Here is a 23,351-nt window from a genome sequence, read left to right on the forward strand (position 1 = left end):
GGGTTACTTCGCGCCGATGGCCCTGCCGCGGTACTGCAGATGCACCGCACAATTGCAGCCCGGAGGATGCGAGGCCATTTCCTTGGTGATGACGTCGTTGGCCGGAGCGGGCGCAGTTGCCGGCGTGGCCGCCATCGCTTCCTTGACGCGGCGGTCCTGCTCGGACTGGTCCTGCGTGGGAATGTAATTCAGCACCGGCGCCAGCCAGCGTTCGGTCTCGGACACGCTCCAGCCTTTTCGCGTCGCATAGTCGTCGACCTGATCGCGCTCGATCTTGCCGACGCCGAAATAATAGCTCTCCGGATGGCTGAAATAGACGCCGGATACCGACGAGCCCGGCCACATCGCATAGCTCTCGGTCAATGTCACGCCGGCGGTGTTCTCCGCGTCGAGCAGGCGGAACAGTGTCGCCTTCTCGGTATGGTCGGGCTGGGCGGGATAGCCGGGCGCCGGGCGGATGCCCTGGTATTTCTCCAGGATCAACTCGTCCACCGGAAGGTCCTCGCCCGGTGCATAGCCCCAGAATTCCTTGCGCACGCGCATGTGCATCCGCTCGGCGAAGGCCTCGGCGAGGCGATCCGCCAGCGCCTGGCACAGGATTGCGGAGTAGTCGTCATTGGCGCTCTTGAAGCGGTTGGCGATGATGTCCTCGCCGATGCCCGCGGTGACCACGAAGGCGCCCATGTAGTCCGGCACGCCGGAGGACGAAGGCGCGATGAAGTCCGACAAGGCGGCGTTGAAGCGGCCGTCGCGCTTCACGAGCTGCTGGCGCAGCGTGTGCAGCGTGGCGATCGGCGTGGTGCGGGTCTCGTCGGCATACAACTGGATGTCGTCGCCGACGGCGTTGGCCGGCCAGAAGCCGATCGTCGCCTGCGCCTTGAACCAGTTCTCCTTGACGATCAGGTCCAGCATCTTTCGCGCGTCGGCATAGAGCGAGGTGGCGACTTCACCGACCTTGTCGTCTTTCAGGATCGCCGGGAAGCGCCCGGCCAGTTCCCAGGTCTGGAAGAACGGCGTCCAGTCGATGTATTCGGCGAGTTCGGCCAGCGGATAATCGCTGAACGACTTGATGCCGAGGAACGCCGGCTTCTTCGGCTGTGCCTTGGTGAAATCGATGACCATGCCGTTGGCGCGGGCGTCGGAGAGTTTCAGCCGCTTCTTGTCAGCCTGGGCGCGGAAATGTGCCGCCGAGATCTTGGCGTAGTCGGCGCGGATTTCCGCGGCATAGGCGTCGCGGCGATCCGCGGACATCAGCGACGAGGCCACGCCGACGGCGCGGCTGGCGTCGTTGACGTGCACCACAGGGCCGCTCTTGTAGTTCGGGTCGATCTTCACCGCGGTGTGGACGCGGCTGGTGGTCGCGCCGCCGATCAGCAACGGCAACTTCATGCCCTGACGTTCCAGCTCGCCGGCAAGGAAGCTCATCTCGTCGAGCGACGGCGTGATCAGGCCGGACAGGCCGATGATGTCGGCATTCTCGGCTTTCGCGGTCTCGATGATCTTCGAGGCCGGCACCATCACGCCGAGATCGATGACCTCGAAATTGTTGCACTGGAGCACGATGCCCACGATGTTCTTGCCGATGTCGTGGACGTCGCCCTTGACGGTCGCGAGCACGATCTTGCCGGCGTTCTTGCGGCCGTCGCCGGTGATGCCGGCGGCAAGGTTGTCGGCCTTTTCCTGTTCCATGAACGGCATCAGCCAGGCTACCGCCTGCTTCATGACGCGGGCGGATTTCACCACCTGCGGCAGGAACATCTTGCCGTCGCCGAACAGGTCGCCGACGATGTTCATGCCGTCCATCAGCGGGCCTTCGATGACGTGCAGCGGGCGCACCACCGTCAGGCGTGCAGCCTCGGTATCCTCGTCGATATATTCGGTGATGCCGTGCACCAGCGCGTGGGACAGGCGCTTTTCGACCGGCCATTCGCGCCAGGCGAGGTCCTTCTCCTTGACCTCCTTGCCCTGGCCGCGGAATTTTTCCGCCAGTTCGAGCAGGCGCTCCGAGGAGCCGGGATCGCGGTTGAGGATGACGTCCTCGCAGACCTGGCGCAGTTCGGGGTCGATGTCGTCATAGACGATCATCTGCCCGGCATTGACGATGCCCATGTCCATGCCGGCCTTGATAGCATGATACAGGAACACCGAATGCATCGCCTCGCGAACCGGCTCGTTGCCGCGGAACGAGAACGACAGGTTGGAGACGCCGCCGGAAATATGCGCGTGCGGCAGGTTCTGGCGGATCCAGCGCGTCGCCTCGATGAAGTCAACGCCGTAATTGTTGTGCTCTTCGAGGCCGGTCGCGATCGCGAAGATATTGGGATCGAAGATGATGTCTTCCGGCGGGAAATCGAGCTGGTCGACGAGGATGTCGTAGGCGCGCTTGCAGATCTCGGTCTTGCGCGCGAACGTGTCGGCCTGACCGACTTCGTCGAATGCCATGACCACCACCGCGGCGCCGTGGCGGCGCGCGATCTTCGCCTCGTGGATGAACTTGGCCTCGCCTTCCTTCATCGAGATCGAGTTGACCACCGGCTTGCCCTGAACGCATTTCAGGCCGGCTTCGATCACGGAGAACTTCGAGCTGTCGACCATCACCGGGACGCGGGCGATGTCGGGTTCTGCGGCGACGAGGTTGAGGAACGTGACCATCGCGGCCTCGGAATCCAGCAAGCCTTCGTCCATATTGACGTCGATGATCTGCGCGCCGTTCTCGACCTGGTCGCGGGCGACCTGAAGTGCTGCCGTGTAGTCGCCGGCCGTGACCAGCTTGCGGAATTTCGCGGAGCCGGTGACGTTGGTGCGCTCGCCCACGTTGACGAAGGGGATCGCCGGCGTGAGATCGAACGGCTCGAGGCCGGACAGCCGCAGCCGCGGCTCGATCTGCGGCACGATGCGGGGCTTGTGTGGCGCGACCGCCTTGGCGATCGCAGCGATGTGGTCCGGCGTGGTGCCGCAGCAGCCGCCGACGATGTTGACGAGGCCCGATTTGGCGAACTCGCCGATCAACCCGGCCATGAATTCCGGGCTCTCGTCATACTGGCCGAACTCGTTGGGCAGGCCGGCATTCGGATAGGCGCAGACCAGGGTATCGGCGACGCGGCCGATGTCCGCGATATGCGCGCGCAGGTCTTCGGCGCCGAGCGCGCAATTGAAGCCGATGGTCGCCGGCCTGGAATGGCGCACCGAGTTCCAGAACGCTTCCGGCAGCTGGCCGGACAAAAGGCGGCCGGATTTGTCGGTGATGGTGCCGGAAATCATGATCGGCACGTCGATGCCGCGCGCTTCGCAGATTTCCGCGATGGCGTAGAGACCGGCCTTGGCGTTCAGGGTGTCGAAGATGGTTTCCAGCAGCAGCAGGTCGGCGCCGCCGTCGAGCAGGCCGTTGATCTGTTCGCTGTAGGCGATGCGCAAATCGTCGAAGGTGACGGCGCGGTAGCCGGGCGAGGAGACATCCGGCGAGATGGACGCGGTGCGGTTGGTGGGACCAATGGCGCCGGCAACGAAGCGCGGCCGGCCGTCTTCGGCGGTGACGCGGTTGGCGGCGTTGCGCGCGAGGCGCGCGCCCTCAAAGCTCATCTCGTAGGCGATATCCGCGAGGTCGTAATCGGCCTGTGCGATCGAAGTCGAGGAGAAGGTGTTGGTGGCGACGATGTCGGCGCCGGCGCGCAGATATTCGGCGTGAATATCCTCGATCGACTGCGGCTGCGTCAGGATCAGCAGATCATTGTTGCCGCGCAGGTCGCGGTGAAAATCCTTGTAGCGCTCGCCACGGAACGCGGCCTCGTCGAAGTTGAGGCCTTGGATCATGGTGCCCATCGCGCCGTCGAGCACCAGGATGCGTTCGGCCGCGGCTTTGAGAAGTTCGGTACGCTTGGCGGAAACGGGAACGGACATTATCAGGCTGCTTTCTGCGCGCCGTTCGGCCGGAAGCCGAGCAAATGGCTGATGGCGAAGACGAGGTCGGCACGGTTCATGGTGTAGAAATGGAAGTCGTTGACGCCGGCCTTGGCGAGCTTCTGCACCTGACCCGCGGCTACGGTGGCGGCGACCAGCTTGCGGGTCTCGGCGTCGTCGTCGAGGCCTTCGAATTTGTCCGAAAGCCATGTCGGCACCGTGGTGCCGGCGCGGGTGACGAAATTGCGCGCCTGCTTGAAATTATGCATCGGCATGATGCCGGGCAGGATCGGAATATCGATGCCGCGGGCACGCACCTTTTCGAGGTAACGAAAGTACAGGTCGTTGTCGAAGAACACCTGGGTGATGGCGCGGGTCGCGCCGGCATCGACCTTGGCCTTCAGCACGTCGATGTCGGCGTCGAAATCGAGGCTTTCCGGGTGCTTCTCGGGATAGGCCGAAACGGTGACGTCGATATCCGGATAGCGCTTCTTGATGGAGGCGACGAGATCGGCGGAGGTCTGGTAGCCGTCGGGATGGGCGACATAGGCGGTGCCGATCCCGGTTGTGGGATCGCCGCGCAGCGCGACGATATGGCGGACACCGACCTCGTGATATTGCGCGACCACGTCATCGACGTCGCCCCTCGGCGCGTTGACGCAGGTCAGGTGCGCGGCCGGGACCAAAGCGGTTTCGCCGAGGATGCGGGTGATGGTCGAGTGGGTGCGCTCGCGGGTCGAGCCACCGGCGCCATAGGTCACCGAGACAAAGTTCGGGTTGAGCGGCGCCAGGCGGGTGACGGTCTCCCATAGGCTTCGCTCCATGTCCTCGGTCTTCGGCGGGAAGAACTCGAACGAAATGTTGGGAAGCTTGGTCGTGGTGGCTGCGATGTCGCTCATGTCTGCTAACTCCACGCGCGCCGCACGCAGGCGGGCAACCGGTTGTCCTGGAGCGAGCGGGGTCCGAGATGCCCGTGCGCTGCAACAATATAGGCTCAAACTCGCGCCTAAATAGCCCATTTCCCACAGAAAGTGTGTGGGAAATGGCCCAATACATGCGGATTTAGTTGGGGATTTCTCGGTTTATTTTCGCTAGTGGGCGAAAAATAAGACGGGTAAGTACATTATTTTTAGCAAATTAGACAAAATAGAGGGTGGGCAGAATCGATGTCTTATTAGGATAAGGTCGCGGCAGCCCACGCCTCGGCGTCGTTTATTGGAGGATTGCCGCATCGCGCATGCGACGGCACCCCAAGGTGCCGTCCGGGGGGCGCTGGTGCAGGCCTATTCCTGCGCTTCGCCGTAGCTGGCGCGGAAGGGGTGGCCGGGATAGACGCCGACGATCCTGAATTCCCGCGAGAAAAACTGCAGCTCTTCCAGCGCAAGGGCCAAGCTGCGGTCTTCGGGGTGGCCATCAACGTCGGCGTAAAACTGCGTGGCGGAGAAGTTGCCGTCGACCATGTAGCTTTCCAGCTTGGTCATGTTGACGCCGTTGGTGGCGAAGCCACCCAGCGCCTTGTACAGGGCAGCGGGCAGGTTGCGTACCCGGAACACGAACGAGGTGATCAGCGGACCGGAGTCCTGCGTGGCCCATTTGGGTTCGCGCGCCAGCACCACGAAGCGGGTGGCGTTGTGGGTCTCGTCCTCAACGTTTTCGGCCAGGATATCGAGGCCATAAATGTCTGCCGCCAGCCGGGAGGCCAGCGAGGCGCAGCTTTTGTCGCCGCGTTCGGCGACCGCGCGGGCGGAGCCGGCGGTATCGGCGGCCACGATCGGCCGGATGCCGAGCTTGCGGATGATCCGGCGGCACTGGCCGAGCGCGTGGACGTGGCTTTCGACCGTCTTGATGCCGTCGAGTGTGGCGCCGCGCGGCGCCATCAGCTGGTGGTGGATCGGCAGGAACCACTCGCCGATGATGAACAGGCCGGAGGCTGGCAGCAGATGGTGGATGTCGGCGACGCGGCCGGCGATCGAATTCTCGATCGGGATCATGCCGAGGTCGGCTTCGCCCGACGAGATCGCCGCCAGCGCGTCCTCGAAGGTGGCGCAGGGCAGTGGCTCCGCATCGGGGAAAGCCTCGACGATGGCGATGTGCGAATTGGCGCCGGCTTCGCCCTGGAATGCTATTTTCATGGTCGCAATCTTTTCGGTCGTGGTCTTTTTGTGGATCGGTCGCTCAGGCGTTTGAAAGGGTCTTCCGCGCCGCCTCGAGGTCGGCCGGCGTATCGACGCCGCCCGGCACGATGTCAACGACGGCGACGTCGATGCGCATCCCTGCCTCGAGCGCGCGCAATTGCTCCAGTTTCTCGCGCTGTTCGAGCGGCGAGGGCGCCAGCGCCACGTAGCGCTCCAGCGCCTTGCGACGATAGGCGTATATGCCGATGTGATGATAGCGCGGGCCGTCGCCCCAAGGCGCCGTGGCGCGGGTAAAATACAGTGCCCGCAGGTGCCGCTCATTGATAGGCGAGCCGATTACCTTCACCACGTTGGGATTGACGTGCTCTTCCTCTGTGCGGATTTCCGCCGCCAGCGTGGCGATGTCGACCGCGGCATCGGCCAGCGGCGCCACCACGGCGCGAATGTCGTCCGGGGAGATGGTGGGCAGGTCGCCCTGCAGGTTGATGATCGTATCGATCCAGCCGTCCGGATCGAGCAAGTTCAGCGCCTCGAAGATGCGATCGGAACCGGACGGATGGTCGGGCGAGGTCATCACCGCCTCGCCGCCGCAGGCGCGCACGGCGTCGGCAATCTCCTGCGTGTCGGTGGCGACCGCGACCCTGCCAATGCCGGCTTCTTCGGCACGGCGCAGCACATGGACGATCATCGGCAGGCCGGCGATGTCGAGCAAGGGCTTGCCGGGCAGGCGGGTCGCCGCCATCCGGGCGGGGATCAGAACAAGGGTGCGGGTCTCGGTCATGGCTACGCGGTCTGGACCCAGCTGAAATGCTCAGAAAATGGCGGGAATGGGGTGGATCGTTGCCGCGTTTATACGGGTTGCCAGAGCGTGGGCAAACCGTTATCTCAATTTCGCTGCTATTGCAGTCGCGAACGCTCGATTCTAAACCAACGCGGCCGATCAACGGCCCACCAATGCCTTCCGGCGCGGAGCCTGACCGACTATGGACTCCTTTGAACTCAATAAGATCATGGGCGCCGTTCTCGGCACCTGCCTGCTGTTGATGGCAATGAGCATCACCGCGGATGCGGTATTCTCCCCCAAGCACATGGCCAAGCCCGGCTACGACATCGCGATCAAGGAAGAGGCGGCCGGCGGCGCCAAGGCAGCCGCAGCGCCCTCCGAACCGATCGAGAAGTTGCTGCAGACCGCCTCGGTCGAAAAGGGCATGGGCGCGGCCAAGAAGTGCGCCGCCTGCCACACCTTCGAGAAGGGCGGCCCCAACCGCGTCGGCCCGAACCTGTTCGGTACCGTCAACGAGAAGGTCGGCTCCGGCAAGGGCGGCTTCAACTTCTCCGCGGCCATGAAGGCCAAGGGCGGCGAATGGACATTCGACGCGCTGAACAAGTTCATCGCCAATCCCAAGGGCGCCGTTCCCGGCACCGCGATGGGCTTTGCCGGCATCCAGAAGGATGGCGAACGCGCCGACGTGATCGCCTATCTGGCGTCCTTGGCCGATACCCCGGTGCCGCTGCCCACCGCCGCCAAATAACGGCTGACAGGTAACGGCCGCCAAATAGCGGTTGCGACGGTCCCGCGCATCCATTGAACAAACGGCCAGGCTCAGCCTGGCCGTTTTCGTTTCCGTATTACCAAAGCTTAAGCGGGACGTTTGGCCGCAACGGGCTAAAGGGGTGGGGTGGTATCCTCAGGGAAACCCGGCATAATCGGTCGAATCCTCGCCTTATATGGCGGCTCTACTCGACGCTTCGGATCACAGGAATTCAGCATCTTGGCCATTGCCTTCTCCCGACGACGTCTTCTGCAAACCAGCGCCTTTGCGGCGCTCGCCCCCGTACTCGGTGCGGCCCCGGTTTTCTCGCAATCCACTTCATCCGACAAGGAATGGCGCCACGGCCTTTCGCTGTTCGGCGACGTCAAATATCCCGCCGGTTTTGCCCGCTTCGATTACGTCAACCCGGAAGCCCCGAAGGGCGGCGTGGTGCGCCAGATCGCGATCGGCACCTTCGACAATTTCAACATCGCGGTGTCCGGCGTGAAAGGGAATATCGCCGGCGCCGTCGGTCTGATCTACGAGACGCTGACCACCGCCTCGCTCGACGAGGTTTCCACCGAATACGGCCTGCTCGCCGAATCCGTCAGTCATCCCGCCGATTTTTCTTCGGTCACCTATCGCCTGCGCGCACAGGCAAAGTGGCACGACGGCAAGCCGGTGACGCCGGAAGACGTGATTTTTTCACTGGAAGCCTTCAAGAAGCATCACCCGCAATACTCCGCCTATTATCGCCATGTCACCAAGGCCGAGAAGCAGGGCGAGCGCGACGTCAAGTTCACCTTCGACGCACCCGGCAACCGCGAACTGCCGCAGATCGTCGGCCAACTCCTGGTGCTGCCGAAGCACTGGTGGGAGGGCACGAATGCCGCTGGCGTCAAGCGCGACATCTCCACCACCACGCAGGAGCCACCGCTCGGCAGCGCCGCCTACAAGATTAAGGAATTCGTCGCCGGCCGCTCGATCGTGGTCGAGCGCGTGAAGGATTACTGGGGCCGCGACCTCAACGTGAATGTCGGCCGCAATAACTTCGATGAGTTGCGCTACGAGTATTTCCGCGACGGTACCGTGGCGCTGGAAGCCTTCAAGGGCGACCAGGTCGACTGGCGCACCGAAAACAGCGCCAAGAACTGGGCCACTGCCTATGACTTCCCGGCGGTTGCCGAGAAGCGCGTCATGCTGGAGGAGTTCGACAATAGGTCGTCCGGCATCATGCAGGGCTTTGCGATGAACATCCGCCGCGACAAGTTTAAGGATCCGCGCGTGCGCCGCGCGCTGAACTACGCGTTCGATTTCGAGGAGATGAACAAGCAGATTTTCTTCGGCCAGTACTTCCGTATCTCCAGCTATTTCTATGGCACCAAACTGGCGTCCTCCGGCCTGCCGGAAGGCAAGGAGCTGGAAATCCTGGAGACCGTGCGCGCAGACGTTCCGCCGGAAGTTTTCACCAAGCCTTATACCAATCCGGTCGGCGGCAATGCCGAGTCCGTGCGCGAAAACCTACGCGAAGCGCTAAAACTGCTGAAGGAAGCCGGCTACGAGGTGCGCGAGCGCAGGCTCGTTAACGCCAAGACCGGCGCGCCGTTCGAGCTCGAACTGCTTGGCGAGGATCCGTCCTTCGAGCGCGTGATGCTGTTCTTCAAGCCGTCGCTGGAGCGGCTCGGCATCAACGTGTCGGTGCGCACCATCGACCCCACGCAATACGAGAATCGGCTGCGCAGCTGGGATTTCGACATCGTGGTGTCGTCGTGGCCGGAGTCGCTGTCGCCCGGCAACGAGCAACGCGAATATTGGGGCTCGCAGGCCGCCGACATGACCGGCTCCAAGAACGTCGTCGGCATCAAGAACCCGGCGATCGACAAATTGATCGACCGCGTCGTCTTCACCAGGGACCGCGACGATCTCGTCGCCGCCACCAAGGCGCTCGACCGCGTGTTGCTATGGAATCATTTCGTGGTGCCGCAGTGGAGTTATCCGAAAGTGCGCACCGCGCGCTGGGACCGCTTTAGCCGGCCGTCGAAGATGCCGGAATACGGCCAGTCCGGTTTCCCCGCGATCTGGTGGTTTGACGCCGAGCGCGCCGCGAAGATCGGCAAGCGGTCTTGAGCGATATCCGGCCAAAATTTCACGTGAACCGCCGGCATGTGCTCGGCATCGGACTTGGCGCTGCCGCAGCGCTAGGTTTTTCGCCCGTGCGGGCGGAAGGCGAGACGTCGGCGCATGGCATCTCGGCATTCGGCGATCTGAAATATCCCGTGGATTTTCCGAATTTCGATTATGTGAACGTGACAGCGCCGAAGGGCGGCGTGTTTTCAACGGTGCCGTCGAGCCGTTCGTTCAACCAGTCGTTCCAGACTTTCAATTCGCTCAACGCCTACATCCTCAAGGGTGACGGCGCGCAGGGCATGGGCATGACGTTCGCGCCACTGATGGTGCGCGCCGGCGATGAGCCGGATGCGATGTATGGGCTGGTCGCAAAGTCGGTGCAGATTTCCGGGGACGGTCTGACCTATCGTTTCACGCTGCGCCCGGAGGCGCGCTTCCACGACGGCAGCAAGCTCACCGCGCGTGACGCCGCGTTCTCGTTGACCGCGCTGAAGACCAAGGGTCATCCGCTGATCACCCAGCAGATGCGCGATATGGTGAAGGCCGAGGCGGCGGGCGATACGACGCTGGTGGTGACCTTTGCTGAAAAACGCGGGCGCGACGTGCCGCTGTTCGTCGCGGGCATGCCGATTTTCTCGCAGGCCTATTACACCGCGCGCCCGTTCGATGAATCGTCGCAGGAGCCGCCGCTTGGCAGCGGGCCCTACAAGGTTGGCCGTTTCGAGGTCGGACGCTACATCGAACTCGATCGCGTCAAGGACTGGTGGGGCGCCGACTTGCCGGTTAGCCGCGGCAGCAACAATTTCGATGCGGTGCGGTTCGATTTTTATCGTGATCGCGACGTTGCTTTCGAAGGCTTCACGGGCCGCAATTATCTCTATCGCGAAGAGTTCACCTCGCGGATCTGGAACACGCGTTACGATTTTCCGGCGATCAAGGATGGCCGCGTCAAGCAGGAGATGCTGCCGGACGATACGCCGTCCGGCGCGCAGGGCTGGTTCCTCAACACCCGACGCGACAAGTTCAAGGACCCTCGCGTCCGCGAAGCGCTTGGCAACGCGTTCGATTTCGAATGGACCAACAAGACCATCATGTACGGCGCCTACGTGCGCACCGTATCGCCATTCCAGAATTCCGACATGATGGCCACGGGTGCTCCGTCGCCGGAAGAACTCGCTTATCTTGAGCCGTTCCGCGGCAAGGTGCCGGCCGAAGTGTTCGGTAATCCCTACGTGCCGCCGACCTCTGATGGATCCGGGCAGGATCGTACGCTGCTGCGCAAAGCGGTGCAGTTGCTGAATGACGCCGGTTGCGTGATGAAGGACGGCAAGCGCATGACGGCGCAGGGTGAGCCGTTCAAGGTAGAATTTCTGCTAGATGAGCCGGCATTCCAGGCGCATCACATGCCCTATATCAAAAATCTCGGCACCCTTGGTATCGAGGCGATGTTGCGGCTGGTCGATCCCGTCCAGTTCCGAGCGCGACGCGACGATTTCGATTTCGATTTTTGCATCGAGCGTTTCAGCTTCTCCACCGTGCCGGGAGACTCCTTGCGCTCGTTCTTCTCGGTGCAGTCAGCGACCACCAGGGGCTCCAACAATCTCGCCGGGATTTCCGATCCGGTCGTCGATACGCTGATGAACGAGGTCATCGCCGCCGACACCCGGCCGAAGCTGGTGTTCGCGGCCCGTGCGCTCGACCGCGTGATCCGCGCCGGCCGCTACTGGGTGCCGCAATGGTACGCCAATTCGCACCGGCTGGCCTATTGGGATGTATTCGGCCATCCCGCCAACCTTCCAAAATATGTCGGCGTCGGTGCCCCCGATCTGTGGTGGGCCTCAAAGCCCTCTACCGAACAGGCGAAATAGAACATGACCGCCTATATCGCCCGTCGCATTCTGCTGATGTTTCCCACCCTGCTGGGTATCCTGTTCGTCTCCTTCGTCGTGGTGCAGTTCGCGCCCGGCGGCCCCGTCGAGCGGGTGATTGCGCAGCTCTCGGGCGCTGACACCGGCGCGTCGCGGGTGTCCGGCTCCTCCGGCGGGGATTTCGGCAACCGCGGGCAGGCCGGCGCCTCCGGCGACGCCGTGAATTCAAAATATCGCGGCGCGCAGGGGCTGGATCCGGATTTTGTCAAAAGCCTGGAAAAGCAGTTCGGCTTCGACAAGCCCGCGCCCGAGCGCTTCGCGCTGATGCTGTGGAATTTCGCCCGCTTCGATTTCGGCAAGAGCTATTTCCGCGATACCAGCGTGCTGCAACTGATCAAGGAGAAGCTGCCGGTCTCGATGTCGCTCGGCATCTGGATGATGCTGCTGACCTATCTGATTTCGATTCCGCTGGGGATACGCAAGGCGGTGAAGGACGGCTCCCGCTTCGACACCTGGACCTCGGCGGTGATCATTGTCGGTTTCGCGATTCCCGGCTTCCTGTTCGCGATCCTGCTGATCATCCTGTTTTCCGGCGGCTCGTTCTGGAGCATCTTCCCGTTGCGCGGGCTGACCTCGGACGGCTGGGACCAGTTCCCGTGGTACTGGAAGATCATCGACTATTTCTGGCACATGACATTGCCGCTGATCTCGATGGTGCTCGGCGCCTTCGCCACCATGACCCTGCTGACCAAGAACTCGTTCCTTGACGAAATCCGCAAGCAATACGTCATGACCGCGCGCGCCAAGGGCTGCAACGAGCGCCAGGTGCTGTACAATCACATCTTCCGCAACGCCATGCTGATCGTCATCGCCGGCTTTCCCGGCGCCTTCATCCACGCCTTCTTCTCCGGCTCGTTGTTGATCGAAACCATCTTCTCGCTCGATGGCCTCGGCCTGCTCGGCTTCGAAAGCGTGCTGAACCGAGATTATCCCGTGGTGTTCGGCACGCTGTTCATCTTCTCGCTGGTCGGCCTGGTGGTGAACCTGCTGTCCGATCTGGCCTATATGTGGATCGATCCACGGATCGACTTCGAGGCGCGGGAAGTCTGATGACCATCACCGCACCCGTGCCCGTCGAAACCACCACGCAGACGCCGCTTGGCGAGGCCGTGCCGCCGTCGCGCCGCCCGCTCGGCATCTCGCCGCTGAACCAGCGCCGCTGGCAGAACTTTAAATCCAACCGTCGCGGCTACTGGTCGCTGTGGCTGTTCCTGATCCTGTTCTTCGTCTCGCTGTTCGCCGAGGTGATCGCCAACGACCGGCCGTTCTTCATCAAGTTCGATGGCAAGGCGTATTTCCCGGCCTTCGTCAGCTATTCCGAAACCACCTTCGGCGGTGATTTCGAGACTGCTGCCGACTATCGCGATCCCTATCTGCAAAAACTGATCGCCGAGAAGAACGGTTTTATCGTCTGGCCGCTGATCCGCTATTCCTACGACACCCACAATCTCGATCTGCCGACGCCGGCGCCCTCGAAGCCGACCTGGATGCTGACCGAGGCGCAGTGCAAGCCCGTGGTCGAGAAGAAGGGGCTGAAGAGCTGCCGCGATCTCGAATATAACTGGCTCGGTACCGATGATCAGGGGCGCGATGTCGTCGCGCGGCTGATCTACGGCTTTCGTATCTCGGTGCTGTTCGGTCTCGCACTGACCATCGTCTCGTCGGTCGTCGGTATCGCCGCCGGCGGCGTGCAGGGCTATTTCGGCGGCTGGGTCGATCTCGTCTTTCAACGCTTCATCGAGGTGTGGAGCGCAATCCCGTCGCTGTATTTGCTGTTGATACTGTCCTCGGTGCTGGTGCCCGGTTTCTTTGTGCTGCTGGGAATCCTGCTGCTGTTCTCATGGGTGTCGCTGGTCGGCCTGGTGCGCGCCGAATTCCTGCGCGGCCGCAACTTCGAATACATCATGGCCGCGCGCGCACTTGGCGTCTCCAACGCCAAGATCATGATCCGGCATCTGCTGCCGAACGCGATGGTGGCGACCATGACATTCCTGCCGTTTATCGTGTCGTCCTCGGTGATGACGCTGACCGCTCTGGACTTCCTCGGCTTCGGCCTGCCGCCTGGCTCCCCTTCGCTCGGCGAGTTGCTGTCACAGGGCAAGGCCAACGTGCAGGCACCGTGGCTCGGCTTCACCGGCTTCTTCGCGGTGGCCATCATGCTGTCACTCTTGATTTTTATTGGCGAAGGCGTCCGCGACGCCTTCGACCCGCGCAAGACGTTTCGGTAGGACAAGAGCATGGACGCCATCAACCAACCCTTGCTTGACGTCCGCGATCTCTCGGTGGCGTTCCATCACGGCAGCGGCACATCCATCGCCGTCGATCACGTCTCGTTCGAGATCAGGCGCGGCGAATGCGTCGCGCTGGTCGGCGAGTCCGGGTCCGGAAAATCGGTCAGCGCACTGTCGATCCTGCGGCTGCTGCCGTACCCGACGGCGTCGCATCCGTCTGGCCAGATACGTTTCAAGGGGCATGAACTGTTGAGCATGTCGGAGGGCGAAATCCGCGGCATTCGCGGCAACGACATTTCGATCATCTTTCAGGAGCCGATGACCTCGCTCAATCCGCTGCACACGATCGGTGCACAGATTGGCGAAATCCTGCAACTGCACAGCGGTATGCGCGGCGCCACCGCGCGGGCGCGGACGCTTGAGTTGCTTACCCAGGTCGGCATTCCCGAGCCGGAGACCCGGCTTGCTTCCTATCCGCATCAGTTGTCCGGCGGTCAGCGCCAGCGCGTGATGATCGCGATGGCGCTCGCCAACGAGCCGGACCTCCTGATCGCCGACGAACCGACCACCGCGCTCGATGTCACTGTGCAAGCGCAGATCCTGACGTTGCTGGCCGAGATCCAGCAGCGGCTCGGCATGAGCCTGCTGTTCATCACCCACGATCTCGGCATCGTCCGCCGCATCGCTGATGTGGTCTGTGTCATGAACAATGGCAAGATCGTCGAGCAAGGGCCGGTCGAGCAGGTGTTCACTGCGCCTCAGCATGCCTATACGCGGGCGCTGCTCGCCGCGGAGCCGAAGCCCGACCCGGCGCCGCCGCGGCCGGATCAGCCGGTGGTGATTTCGACCGATGACCTCAAGGTGTGGTTTCCGATCAAGCGCGGGTTGCTACGCAAGACCGTCGGTCACATCAAGGCGGTCGACGGCGTCACGCTGGCGGTGCGCAAGGGCGAGACACTCGGCGTGGTCGGCGAATCCGGCTCCGGCAAGACGACGCTGGGTCTGGCGCTGCTGCGGTTGATTTCCTCGGATGGCCCGATCGTGTTCCTCGGCAGCGACATTCAGGGCCTGCAGTTCAAGGCAATGCGGCCGATCCGCCGCGACATGCAGATCGTGTTTCAGGATCCGTTCGGCGCGCTCTCGCCGCGCATGTCGGTCGGCGACATCGTCGCGGAGGGCCTCAGCGTGCACCAGCCGCAATTGAAGGAGACCGAGCGCGAGGCGCGCGTGGTCAAGGCGCTGGTCGATGTCGGCCTCGACCCGAAGACGCGGTTTCGCTACCCGCATGAATTCTCGGGCGGCCAGCGCCAACGCATCAGCATCGCGCGCGCCGCCGTGCTGGAGCCGAGCTTCGTCGTGCTCGACGAGCCGACCAGCGCGCTCGATATGCTGTTCCAGGCGCAGATGGTCGACCTGCTGCGCGAGTTGCAGCGCAAGCGAGACCTCACTTACCTGTTTATCTCGCACGATCTTCGCGTCGTGGCCTCATTGGCCAGCCATCTGATCGTGATGCGCCACGGCAAGGTCGTGGAGGAGGGGCCGGCTTCCGAACTGTTCAAGAATCCGAAGACCGACTACACGCGGGCGCTGTTCGCTGCCGCGTTCCGGATCGAGGCCGTGCCTGGCGGAGCGCCGCCTCTATCATAGATCGAATATCCCGCAGGCCGGGCGCAATGCAGGTCCGTTAGGGATGTTCCAACCTGCGAAGCGATGGTCGCTTGATAACTACCGGTGTCGAATTGACGCGGCTTTGGCGAGCCTGTCTAACAGCCCTCTGCTGATAGGCAGGTTCCATCATTCGACATTCCCGGGGAATACATGAAGACATATTTGCTCGCCGTTTCGCTTGTCCTGGCTGCAGCTCCAGCTTTTGCGGCCTGCACCGAGCAGCAGGTATCCGACAAGGCCATGCAGGTTTCGGCAAAGCTTGAGACGCTCACGGCCAAGGACCCCAAGAAGGCCGAAGAAGTCATGATGAAGATGGTGGCAGCGCAGTCGGATCCGAAGGCGACCGCAAGCGTTGACGCGATGTGCAAGAGCTATGACGATCTGCTCGCCGAGATTGCGAAGATCAAATAACGACTGATATCGCCGCTCCCGGCCGTCGAGGTCGGGAGCGGCGAGCTTCACTAAAGTCGCCGGATGCTGCTCACCGCGCTGCCCGCCGCCATAATTCTTGCTATCGCATCCGCCGTATTCTCGATCGCCGTCGCCATATGATGCGCATTGGCGTGCACGATCGTGTTGGCATCGCGGACAACAGCGACATGGCCTTTCCAGAAGATGAGGTCACCGCGCTGAAGCTTCTGCATCTCTGCTTCTGACAGCGCACGCCCCAGCCCGCTCTCCTGCATGTCGCTGTCGCGCGGACAGCCCATGCCGGCGGCATTCAGCGCAATCTGTACCAGGCCGGAGCAATCGATGCCGAGGCTGCTCTTGCCGCCCCACAGATAGGGCGTGCCGACGAAGCGCTCGGCCACCGCGACGAAGTCGGTCTCGAAATCATTGATGTTCGTGACATGGGATTTCGGCACGCAATGCCCCTCGCTGGTCACCGCAAAAGTCTCGTGAAACCTGACCACGGCAATGCGCGCGCCGAGCGGCAGCGTATCGACCGGCGGAAGTTTGATCGACGGGCCGGGGAACGCAAAGGTCCGCAGCGCCGTGATCTTGTGCGTGGCGGCGGCACCGGGCCGGTACAGCGCGAGGTCGGGCAGCCAGCCGACATAGCCATCGCCGTTCAACTGGCCCCACGCCCAGCCTTCGTCGTTGCGGTCATAGATGGTGACGCGCTCGCCCTTTAGCGCCTGAGTATCCAGTGCTGCGCCGGAGAACGGCTCGCGGCGCACCGGCGCGATGCCGTCCATCACCTCGAATTCCTCGCCTTCGACGAAGCGCGCAGCCTCGACCTTGCCTTCCAGGTATTTCGCCGCGAGATCGGGCCGCACCGGCGTCAAACGTGGATCATGCATAGCGTTCGCTCAGCAAAGCGTAGATCGCGCGGGCGGCCTGGCATTCGCCGCCTTCGGGCCGCGCCGGTTTTGCCGACGGCGTCCAGCCGTAGATGTCGACATGCAGCCAGTTTGTCGTGGGCTCGACGAAGCGCTGCAGGAACAGCGCGCAGGTGATCGAGCCGGCAAAGCCGCCGGAGGGTGCGTTGTTGATGTCGGCGGTCTTGGAATCCAGCCAGGCATCGTAGGGCGCCCACAGCGGCAGCCGCCACAGCGGGTCGTTCTGCGCTTTTGCGCAGCGCGCGACATCGAGCGCCAGCGTCTCGTCATTGGTGTAGTACGGCGGCAGGTCCGGCCCGAGCGCGACGCGCGCCGCACCCGTCAGCGTGCCGAGATCGACCAGCAGCTCCGGCTTGTCTTCGCCGGCATAGGCCAGCGCATCGGCCAGCACCAGCCGGCCTTCGGCGTCGGTGTTGCCGATCTCCACCGTCGGCCCCTTGCGCGACCTGAAGATGTCGAGCGGGCGGAAGGCATTGCCGGCCACGGCATTCTCGACCGCCGGGATCAGTACCCGCAGCCGCACCTTCAGCCCGGCATCCATCACCATCAGCGCCAGCGCCAGCACATTCGCCGCGCCGCCCATGTCCTTCTTCATGATCAGCATGCCGGAGGAAGGCTTGAGATCGAGCCCGCCGGTGTCGAAACAGACGCCCTTGCCGACGAGGGTGACCTTGGGATGTGAAGGATCGCCCCAAGAGAAATCGATCAGTCGTGGTGCGCGCGTCGAGGCCATGCCTACGGCGTGGATCAGCGGAAAGTTCTGCGCCATCAGCTCGTCGCCGGTGATGCAGGAGAAGTCAGCGCCGAACCGCCCCGCGAGCGTCTTCGCCACTTCTTCCAGTTCGGCCGGCCCCATGTCGTTGGACGGCGTGTTGATCAGGTCGCGCGCGAGGGTGGCTGCCTCGGCCATCCGGCCGATGTCGGCGATATCAACGCCTTCCGGCGGTACCAGTCGCACCTTAGGCGGCTCGTTTTTGCGGTAGCGGCCGAAGCGATAGCTGCCGAGCGCGAAGGCCAGCGTTGCAAGCCGCATGTCATGTGGTGCGTTGGCGAAGTGATAGAGCCCGGGCGGCAGCAGGCCCGGCAACTGGCCGGCACGGAACAGGTCGCGGGATTTCGCCGTCTCATCTTCTAGCCCGAACAGCACCTGGGCGATCGAGCCATCGGCGGCCGGCAGCGGCAGGCACGCGCCCGGCTTGGCGACAAAGTCGTGGGCCGCGGCAAAGGCCTGTGCCGGGGCCGGCAACGCGGCGCTGATGGCCGGCCAGGTGGCCCTGGTGACGAAGTGGACGGCGATGGACGGCGCGCCGGAGGCGGCCTCGAAAACAGAATGCATAGGATTGAGTCTCGCGAACGGGCATGGGGCGGGCGACGCGGATTAACCGGCCATTAGGGTTAACATATTATTTCTGAGGGTAGTCGGCGGCTGCGTCTGCCGCTTTCAGTGAGTCACCGTGCCATGCGTCAGCCCTTTTGTCTTGCCCGGCTTCTTGCGACCGCAGCGGTGACGACGATCCTGGCGGTCGGCCTGGCCGGCTGCAAGACGGCCGGCATGTCCGACGTCACCGGTTCCATCGGCAGCCGCGCCGAGGCGGCGCCGGAAGCCGATCCGGTTCGCGCAATCGAAGTCTATGGCGAGCGCTTTCGCGCCAACCCCCGGGATGCCGACGCCGCGCTGCGCTACGGTCAGGCATTGCGCGCCAACGGCCAGCGCTCCCAGGCCGTCGCGGTGTTCGAACAGGCCAGCCTCAGCAATCCCGGCAACAAGGCGCTGGCGGCCGGTTATGGCCGCGCGCTTGCCGATACAGGCGCGTTTCAGCGCGCCTTCGATATTCTCGCCAGCGCCCACACGCCGGCCAATCCGGACTGGCGCATCCTCTCGGTGCAGGGCGCCGTGCTCGACCAGATGAGCCGCCATGACGAAGCCCGCGGCTATTATGAGACCGCGCTGAAGATCCGCCCTGAGGATCCCTCGGTGCTGTCTAATCTCGGCCTGTCCTACATGCTGTCAAAGGACCTGCCGCGCGCCGAATCGACCTTGCGCCGTGCCTACGGCAGCGGCAGCGCCGATCCCCGCGTGCGGCAAAATCTCGGCCTGGTGGTCGGTCTGCAGGGGCGCTTCGGTGAGGCGGAAACCATCGTGAAGGCGGACCTGCCACCCGAAGAAGCCGCCGCCAATGTCGCTTATCTGAAGCAGATGCTCAGCAACAAGGGCGCGCCACGCGGCGCACGCAGTGCGGATGATGCGATGGGGCGGTCGTAGACTGCAACGCTGTCCAAGAAACTTGACACCAGATGAAGCAAAGAGCGCGAACCTAACCTCTCCCGGCAGGCGGGCAGAGGAAAGAGCTCACTGCATCGCGGCGACCTTGAGGCCGGTCGGCCCGAGAATGACGACGAACAGCACCGGCAAAAAGAACAGGATCATCGGCACCGTCAGCTTTGGCGGCAGCGCCGCGGCCTTCTTCTCGGCCTCGTTCATGCGCATGTCACGGTTTTCCTGCGCCATCACGCGCAGGCTCTGGCCGAGCGGCGTGCCGTAGCGTTCCGACTGCATCAGCGCAAGACAAACCGACTTGACGCCTTCCAGCCCGGTGCGCTTGGCGAGATTTTCATAGGCCACCTTGCGGTCCTGCAAATAGGACAACTCCGCCGTCGTCAGCGTAAATTCCTCGGCGAGTGCGACCGACTGCGAGCCGATCTCGATCGAGACCTTGCGGAATGCGACTTCGATCGACATGCCGGATTCGATGCAGATCAGCAGCAGATCGAGCGCATCGGGAAAGGCGCGGCGGATCGAAAGCTGGCGCTTGCCGATGGCGTTCTTCAGGAAGATCATCGGCGCCTGCATGCCGAGATAGGTCGCCACCAGGCACATGCCGATCTTGATCGGCATCGAATATTCCAGGTTAGACAGCAGGAATACGTAGATCACCGAGAAGATCAGGAACACGATCGGCATCACGGCGCGGAAGAACAGGAACGTCACATAGGGCGCCTGGCCGCGATAGCCGGCCATCACCAGCTTGTCGAGGGCTGCTTCCTGCGCCAGCCATTTGCCGAGGTTGAAATCGGTCACCACCTTCGACACCAGCTGCCGTGGCGATTGCCGCAACGAGGCGCGGTCGTTCTTCGAGAGCCGCTCGCGCTCGCGCTGGCGCAGCCGCTCGCGCTCGCTGGCAACGGCCTTCATGCGCTTGGCCAGTCCGTCGCCGGCGAACATCGGCGTGATCAGGCTGTAGGCCGTGGCGGCAACGGCGATCGCCGCCATCACCAGCGTCATGAACTTGGGGTCGTGAATCTTGGCGATCAAAAAATCAAGCATACGACACCATCAGAAATCGAAATTGATCATCTTCTTCATGACGAAGATCCCGCACGACATCCACAACACGCAACCCGCCAGCATCAGCCGTCCGGTCGGCTCGGTCCACAGCAGCGAAATGTAGTCCGGCGTGCTGAGGTAGACGAGCAGCATCACGATAGGCGGCAATGAGCCGATGATGCCGGCGGAGGCCTTGGCTTCCATCGACATTGCCTGGATCTTTTCGGCCATCTTCTTGCGGTCGCGCAGTACCTTGGAAAGGTTGCCCAGCGCTTCGGAGAGATTGCCGCCGGATTTCTGCTGGATCGCCACCACGATGCCGAAAAAATTGGCTTCCGGCACCGGCATGCGCTCGTACAGACGCGCACAAGCCTCGCCGAGCGGCATGCCGATCGTCTGGGTTTCGATGATCGCGTAGAATTCGGTGCGCAGCGGCTCGGTCGCGTCGGCGGCGACCACCTTGATGGAATCGAACAGCGGCAGGCCGGCCTTGATGCCGCGGACAATCACATCGACGGCATCGGGCAGCGCCTTCAGGAACGCCTTTTCGCGGCGCTTCTTGAGAAAACCGAGTACCCAGCGCGGCAGGCCGAAGCCTGCGGCGAAGGCGATTCCGACGGCTGCGAGCAACCCGCCACCGCCCATCATCACCACCACGAAGCCGCCGGCGCCGAGAATGCCGGAGATCGTCAGGAACTTGTTGTCGCTCCAGTCCAATCCTGCCTGTGCGAGGCGGATGCTGAGCGCGACCTTCTTCTCCTTCTGGCGACGGGCTTCGACTTCCTTCATCGAGCCTTCGACCTGTTCGCGGCGCGAGCGCTGCGACTTGTCGGTCTGACGCTTTACTGGCTCAGTCCGCGCGATCGCAGCGCGGCGCTGGTTCACCTTGGTGGCGCCGGACAGTGACGGATAGATGAAGACCCAGGCCAGACCGCCAACGGCGGTGAAGGCGAGAAAGGCCATGGCGAGCGCCTGCATGTTCATCGGTCGCTCCTCAGGTCATCGCGGCGACTTCGGAGGCATCGAGTGCTGCCGCCAGTCGCTTCTCTTCGCCATAGTAGCGCGCGCGATCCCAGAACCGTGGGCGGCCGATGCCTGTCGAGCGATGCCGGCCGAGGATGTTGCCGTTGGCGTCCTCACCGGTCATGTCATAGATGAATAGGTCCTGCGTGATGATGGTGTCGCCTTCCATCCCCATCACCTCGGTGATGTGGGTGATGCGGCGCGAGCCATCGCGCAGGCGCGCGGCCTGAACCACGACGTCGATCGAGGCGCAGATCATTTCGCGGATGGTGCGCGACGGCAGCGAGAAGCCGCCCATCGTGATCATGGATTCGCAGCGCGACAGCGCTTCGCGCGGGTTGTTGGCATGCAGCGTGCCCATCGAGCCGTCATGGCCGGTGTTCATCGCCTGCAACAGATCGAACGCTTCCGGTCCGCGGACTTCGCCGACGATGATGCGTTCGGGGCGCATGCGCAGGCAGTTTCGCACCAGCTCGCGCATCGTGACCTGGCCTTCGCCCTCGATGTTCGGCGGCCGGGTTTCCAGTCGCACCACATGCGGCTGCTGCAGTTGCAGTTCGGCGGCGTCTTCGCAGGTGATGATACGCTCGTCGTCGTCGATATATTGCGTCAGACAGTTCAGCAGGGTGGTCTTGCCGGAGCCGGTACCGCCCGAGATCAGCACGTTGGCGCGGCAGCGGCCGATAATCTGCAGAATCTGCGCGCCTTCCGGAGAGATCGCGCCGAACTTGACCAGCTGGTCGAGCGTCAGCTTGTCCTTCTTGAACTTGCGGATGGTCAGCGCAGGCCCGTCGATCGCCAGCGGCGGCACGATGGCGTTGACGCGCGAACCGTCGGCAAGGCGCGCGTCGCAGATCGGCGAGGATTCGTCGACGCGGCGGCCGACCTGGCTGACGATGCGCTGGCAGATGTTCAAGAGCTGCTGGTTGTCGCGGAACCGGATGCCGGTCTTCTGGATGCGGCCGGCGACTTCGATGAACACCGTGCCGGCGCCGTTGACCATGATGTCGGAGATGTCGTCGCGCGACAGCAGCGGCTCCAGCGGGCCGTAGCCGAGCACGTCGTTGCAGATGTCGTCGAGCAGCTCTTCCTGCTCGGCGATCGACATCACGATGTTCTTGATCGCGATGATCTCGTTGACGATGTCGCGGATTTCCTCGCGTGCGGATTCGCCGTCGAGCTTGGCAAGCTGCGCCAGATCGATCGCCTCGATCAGCGCGCCGAAGATCGTCGCCTTGACCTGGTAATAATTCTCGGATTTGCGCTCGGCCATGGTCGGCACCGGCACTACGCGGGCCGGCGACAGCGGCGGTGAGGAGACGGCCGGAGGCGCACTGACGCTGGGCGCGCTGGGGGCGAGCTCCATCGTGCTGGCGGGCCTCGTGGCCCGGGAGTCTGTATCGGATCCGCTACGCTTACCAAACACGACGACGCTCCAGGCGGTGTCTTACTTTGACCGCAACTTTTCGAGGAATGGCGACAGGAAGGAGCCGCGCGGCTTTTTTGTCTCGCCGCGGCCTGTGAGCCGTTGCGCAATCTGCAGGAATATCTCGGTGGTACGATGGCTGGCGGCGATTTCCGCGATCATCTGGCCGTTGTTCGCTGCGAGACCGAACATCTGAGGATCGAACGGGATCGACGCGATCGGTGCGGTCTCGATCGCCTTGGCGAATTCGCTGGCGGTGATCTCCGGGCGCTTCGGCACGCCGACCTGGTTGAGGCAGTATACCGGTGCGCGGTCGTTGGGCCGCGCCGTCTTGATCAGGTCGTACATGTTCTTGGTGTTGCGCAGGTTGGCGAGGTCGGGCGCGGCAACGATCAGGATGTCATCCGCGCCGATCAGTGCCCGCCTGGTCCAGCCCGACCACTGATGCGGCACGTCGAGCACGATGCAGGGCATCGTCGCGCGCAGCGTGTCGAAGATCGAGTCGAAGGCTTCTGCGCCGAAATCATAGACCCGCTCCAGCGTCGCCGGCGCGGCCAGCAGGCTGAGATGGTCGGTGCACTTCGACAGCAGGCGGTCGATGAAGGCGGTATCGACGCGGTCCGGCGAGAACACCGCGTCGGCGATGCCCTGCGGTGGATCCTGGTTGTAGTCGAGGCCGGCCGTGCCGAAGGCGAGGTCGAGATCGGCCACGACGG

Annotated in this window: 17 protein-coding genes and 1 pseudogene; 8 read left to right on the plus strand and 10 right to left on the minus strand. The window is 63.2% G+C overall.

From position 1 onward, the window contains the following. Positions 1-3: 3 nt before the first annotated feature. The 4 genes from metH to JWQ24_RS06200 form a co-directional block, all read right to left on the minus strand. Complete coding sequence (metH, locus tag JWQ24_RS06185) at positions 4-3,897, minus strand: methionine synthase (protein WP_299805692.1); 3,894 nt, start codon at positions 3,895-3,897, stop codon at positions 4-6. 2 nt (positions 3,898-3,899) lie between these two features. After that, positions 3,900-4,796: a methylenetetrahydrofolate reductase [NAD(P)H] gene (gene metF, locus JWQ24_RS06190; RefSeq protein WP_299805694.1), complete on the minus strand. Its 897-nt coding sequence runs from the start codon at positions 4,794-4,796 to the stop codon at positions 3,900-3,902. Positions 4,797-5,180: 384 nt separating this feature from the next. Continuing rightward, entirely contained in the window at positions 5,181-6,038 is an 858-nt protein-coding gene (locus JWQ24_RS06195; protein WP_299805729.1) for a prephenate dehydratase, read from the minus strand. A gap of 34 nt (positions 6,039-6,072) precedes the next feature. After that, positions 6,073-6,813 (minus strand): 3-deoxy-manno-octulosonate cytidylyltransferase, encoded by a 741-nt coding sequence (locus JWQ24_RS06200; protein WP_299805696.1) that lies wholly within the window; start codon positions 6,811-6,813, stop codon positions 6,073-6,075. A 202-nt stretch (positions 6,814-7,015) separates the two neighbouring features. Between JWQ24_RS06200 and JWQ24_RS06205 the strand changes: the two genes are divergently transcribed. From JWQ24_RS06205 to JWQ24_RS06235, 7 genes are all read left to right on the plus strand, one after another. Continuing rightward, on the plus strand, positions 7,016-7,564 hold the full coding sequence (locus JWQ24_RS06205; RefSeq protein ID WP_299805698.1) for a cytochrome c family protein: 549 nt from the start codon (positions 7,016-7,018) through the stop codon (positions 7,562-7,564). Between the two features lie 246 nt (positions 7,565-7,810). Further along, positions 7,811-9,691: an extracellular solute-binding protein gene (locus tag JWQ24_RS06210; protein ID WP_299805732.1), complete on the plus strand. Its 1,881-nt coding sequence runs from the start codon at positions 7,811-7,813 to the stop codon at positions 9,689-9,691. A 23-nt stretch (positions 9,692-9,714) separates the two neighbouring features. Next, the gene (locus JWQ24_RS06215) at positions 9,715-11,559 is read left to right on the plus strand and encodes an extracellular solute-binding protein (protein ID WP_299805701.1); all 1,845 of its coding nucleotides are present in this window, start codon (positions 9,715-9,717) and stop codon (positions 11,557-11,559) included. A 3-nt stretch (positions 11,560-11,562) separates the two neighbouring features. Continuing rightward, the gene (locus tag JWQ24_RS06220; RefSeq protein ID WP_299805703.1) at positions 11,563-12,669 is read left to right on the plus strand and encodes a microcin C ABC transporter permease YejB; all 1,107 of its coding nucleotides are present in this window, start codon (positions 11,563-11,565) and stop codon (positions 12,667-12,669) included. Continuing rightward, positions 12,669-13,847: an ABC transporter permease gene (locus tag JWQ24_RS06225; protein ID WP_299805705.1), complete on the plus strand. Its 1,179-nt coding sequence runs from the start codon at positions 12,669-12,671 to the stop codon at positions 13,845-13,847. Before JWQ24_RS06220 ends, JWQ24_RS06225 begins: the two co-directional genes overlap by 1 nt. Before the next feature lie 9 nt (positions 13,848-13,856). Then, positions 13,857-15,497 carry an ABC transporter ATP-binding protein gene (locus tag JWQ24_RS06230; protein WP_299805707.1) on the plus strand — a complete coding sequence of 547 codons (1,641 nt, stop codon included), beginning with the start codon at positions 13,857-13,859 and terminating at the stop codon, positions 15,495-15,497. A 171-nt stretch (positions 15,498-15,668) separates the two neighbouring features. After that, positions 15,669-15,929, plus strand: coding sequence for a hypothetical protein (locus tag JWQ24_RS06235; RefSeq protein ID WP_299805710.1), 261 nt, complete (start codon positions 15,669-15,671; stop codon positions 15,927-15,929). A gap of 50 nt (positions 15,930-15,979) precedes the next feature. Here the strand turns inward: JWQ24_RS06235 and JWQ24_RS06240 are convergent, their stop codons facing one another. Further along, on the minus strand, positions 15,980-16,822 hold the full coding sequence (locus JWQ24_RS06240; protein ID WP_299805712.1) for an NlpC/P60 family protein: 843 nt from the start codon (positions 16,820-16,822) through the stop codon (positions 15,980-15,982). Beyond that, a complete protein-coding gene (locus JWQ24_RS06245) occupies positions 16,815-18,197 on the minus strand; it encodes a M17 family metallopeptidase (protein WP_299805714.1) in 1,383 nt (460 codons plus the stop codon). Before JWQ24_RS06245 ends, JWQ24_RS06240 begins: the two co-directional genes overlap by 8 nt. 123 nt (positions 18,198-18,320) lie before the next feature. Between JWQ24_RS06245 and JWQ24_RS06250 the strand changes: the two genes are divergently transcribed. Continuing rightward, complete coding sequence (locus JWQ24_RS06250; protein WP_299805717.1) at positions 18,321-19,124, plus strand: tetratricopeptide repeat protein; 804 nt, start codon at positions 18,321-18,323, stop codon at positions 19,122-19,124. Between the two features lie 87 nt (positions 19,125-19,211). Here JWQ24_RS06250 and JWQ24_RS06255 read toward each other — a convergent pair whose 3' ends face one another. From JWQ24_RS06255 to JWQ24_RS06270, 4 genes and pseudogenes are all read right to left on the minus strand, one after another. Further along, on the minus strand, positions 19,212-20,186 hold the full coding sequence (locus JWQ24_RS06255; protein WP_299805719.1) for a type II secretion system F family protein: 975 nt from the start codon (positions 20,184-20,186) through the stop codon (positions 19,212-19,214). A gap of 9 nt (positions 20,187-20,195) precedes the next feature. Next, positions 20,196-21,170: a type II secretion system F family protein gene (locus tag JWQ24_RS06260; protein WP_299805721.1), complete on the minus strand. Its 975-nt coding sequence runs from the start codon at positions 21,168-21,170 to the stop codon at positions 20,196-20,198. A gap of 10 nt (positions 21,171-21,180) precedes the next feature. Next, positions 21,181-22,635 (minus strand): CpaF family protein, encoded by a 1,455-nt coding sequence (locus JWQ24_RS06265; RefSeq protein WP_299805724.1) that lies wholly within the window; start codon positions 22,633-22,635, stop codon positions 21,181-21,183. A gap of 21 nt (positions 22,636-22,656) precedes the next feature. After that, positions 22,657-23,351 (minus strand): annotated as a pseudogene (locus JWQ24_RS06270) (CtpF protein); the annotation flags it as partial.

Origin of the sequence: Tardiphaga sp. (assembly GCF_028290495.1) — a bacterium.
Taxonomy (GTDB): Bacteria; Pseudomonadota; Alphaproteobacteria; order Rhizobiales; family Xanthobacteraceae; genus Tardiphaga.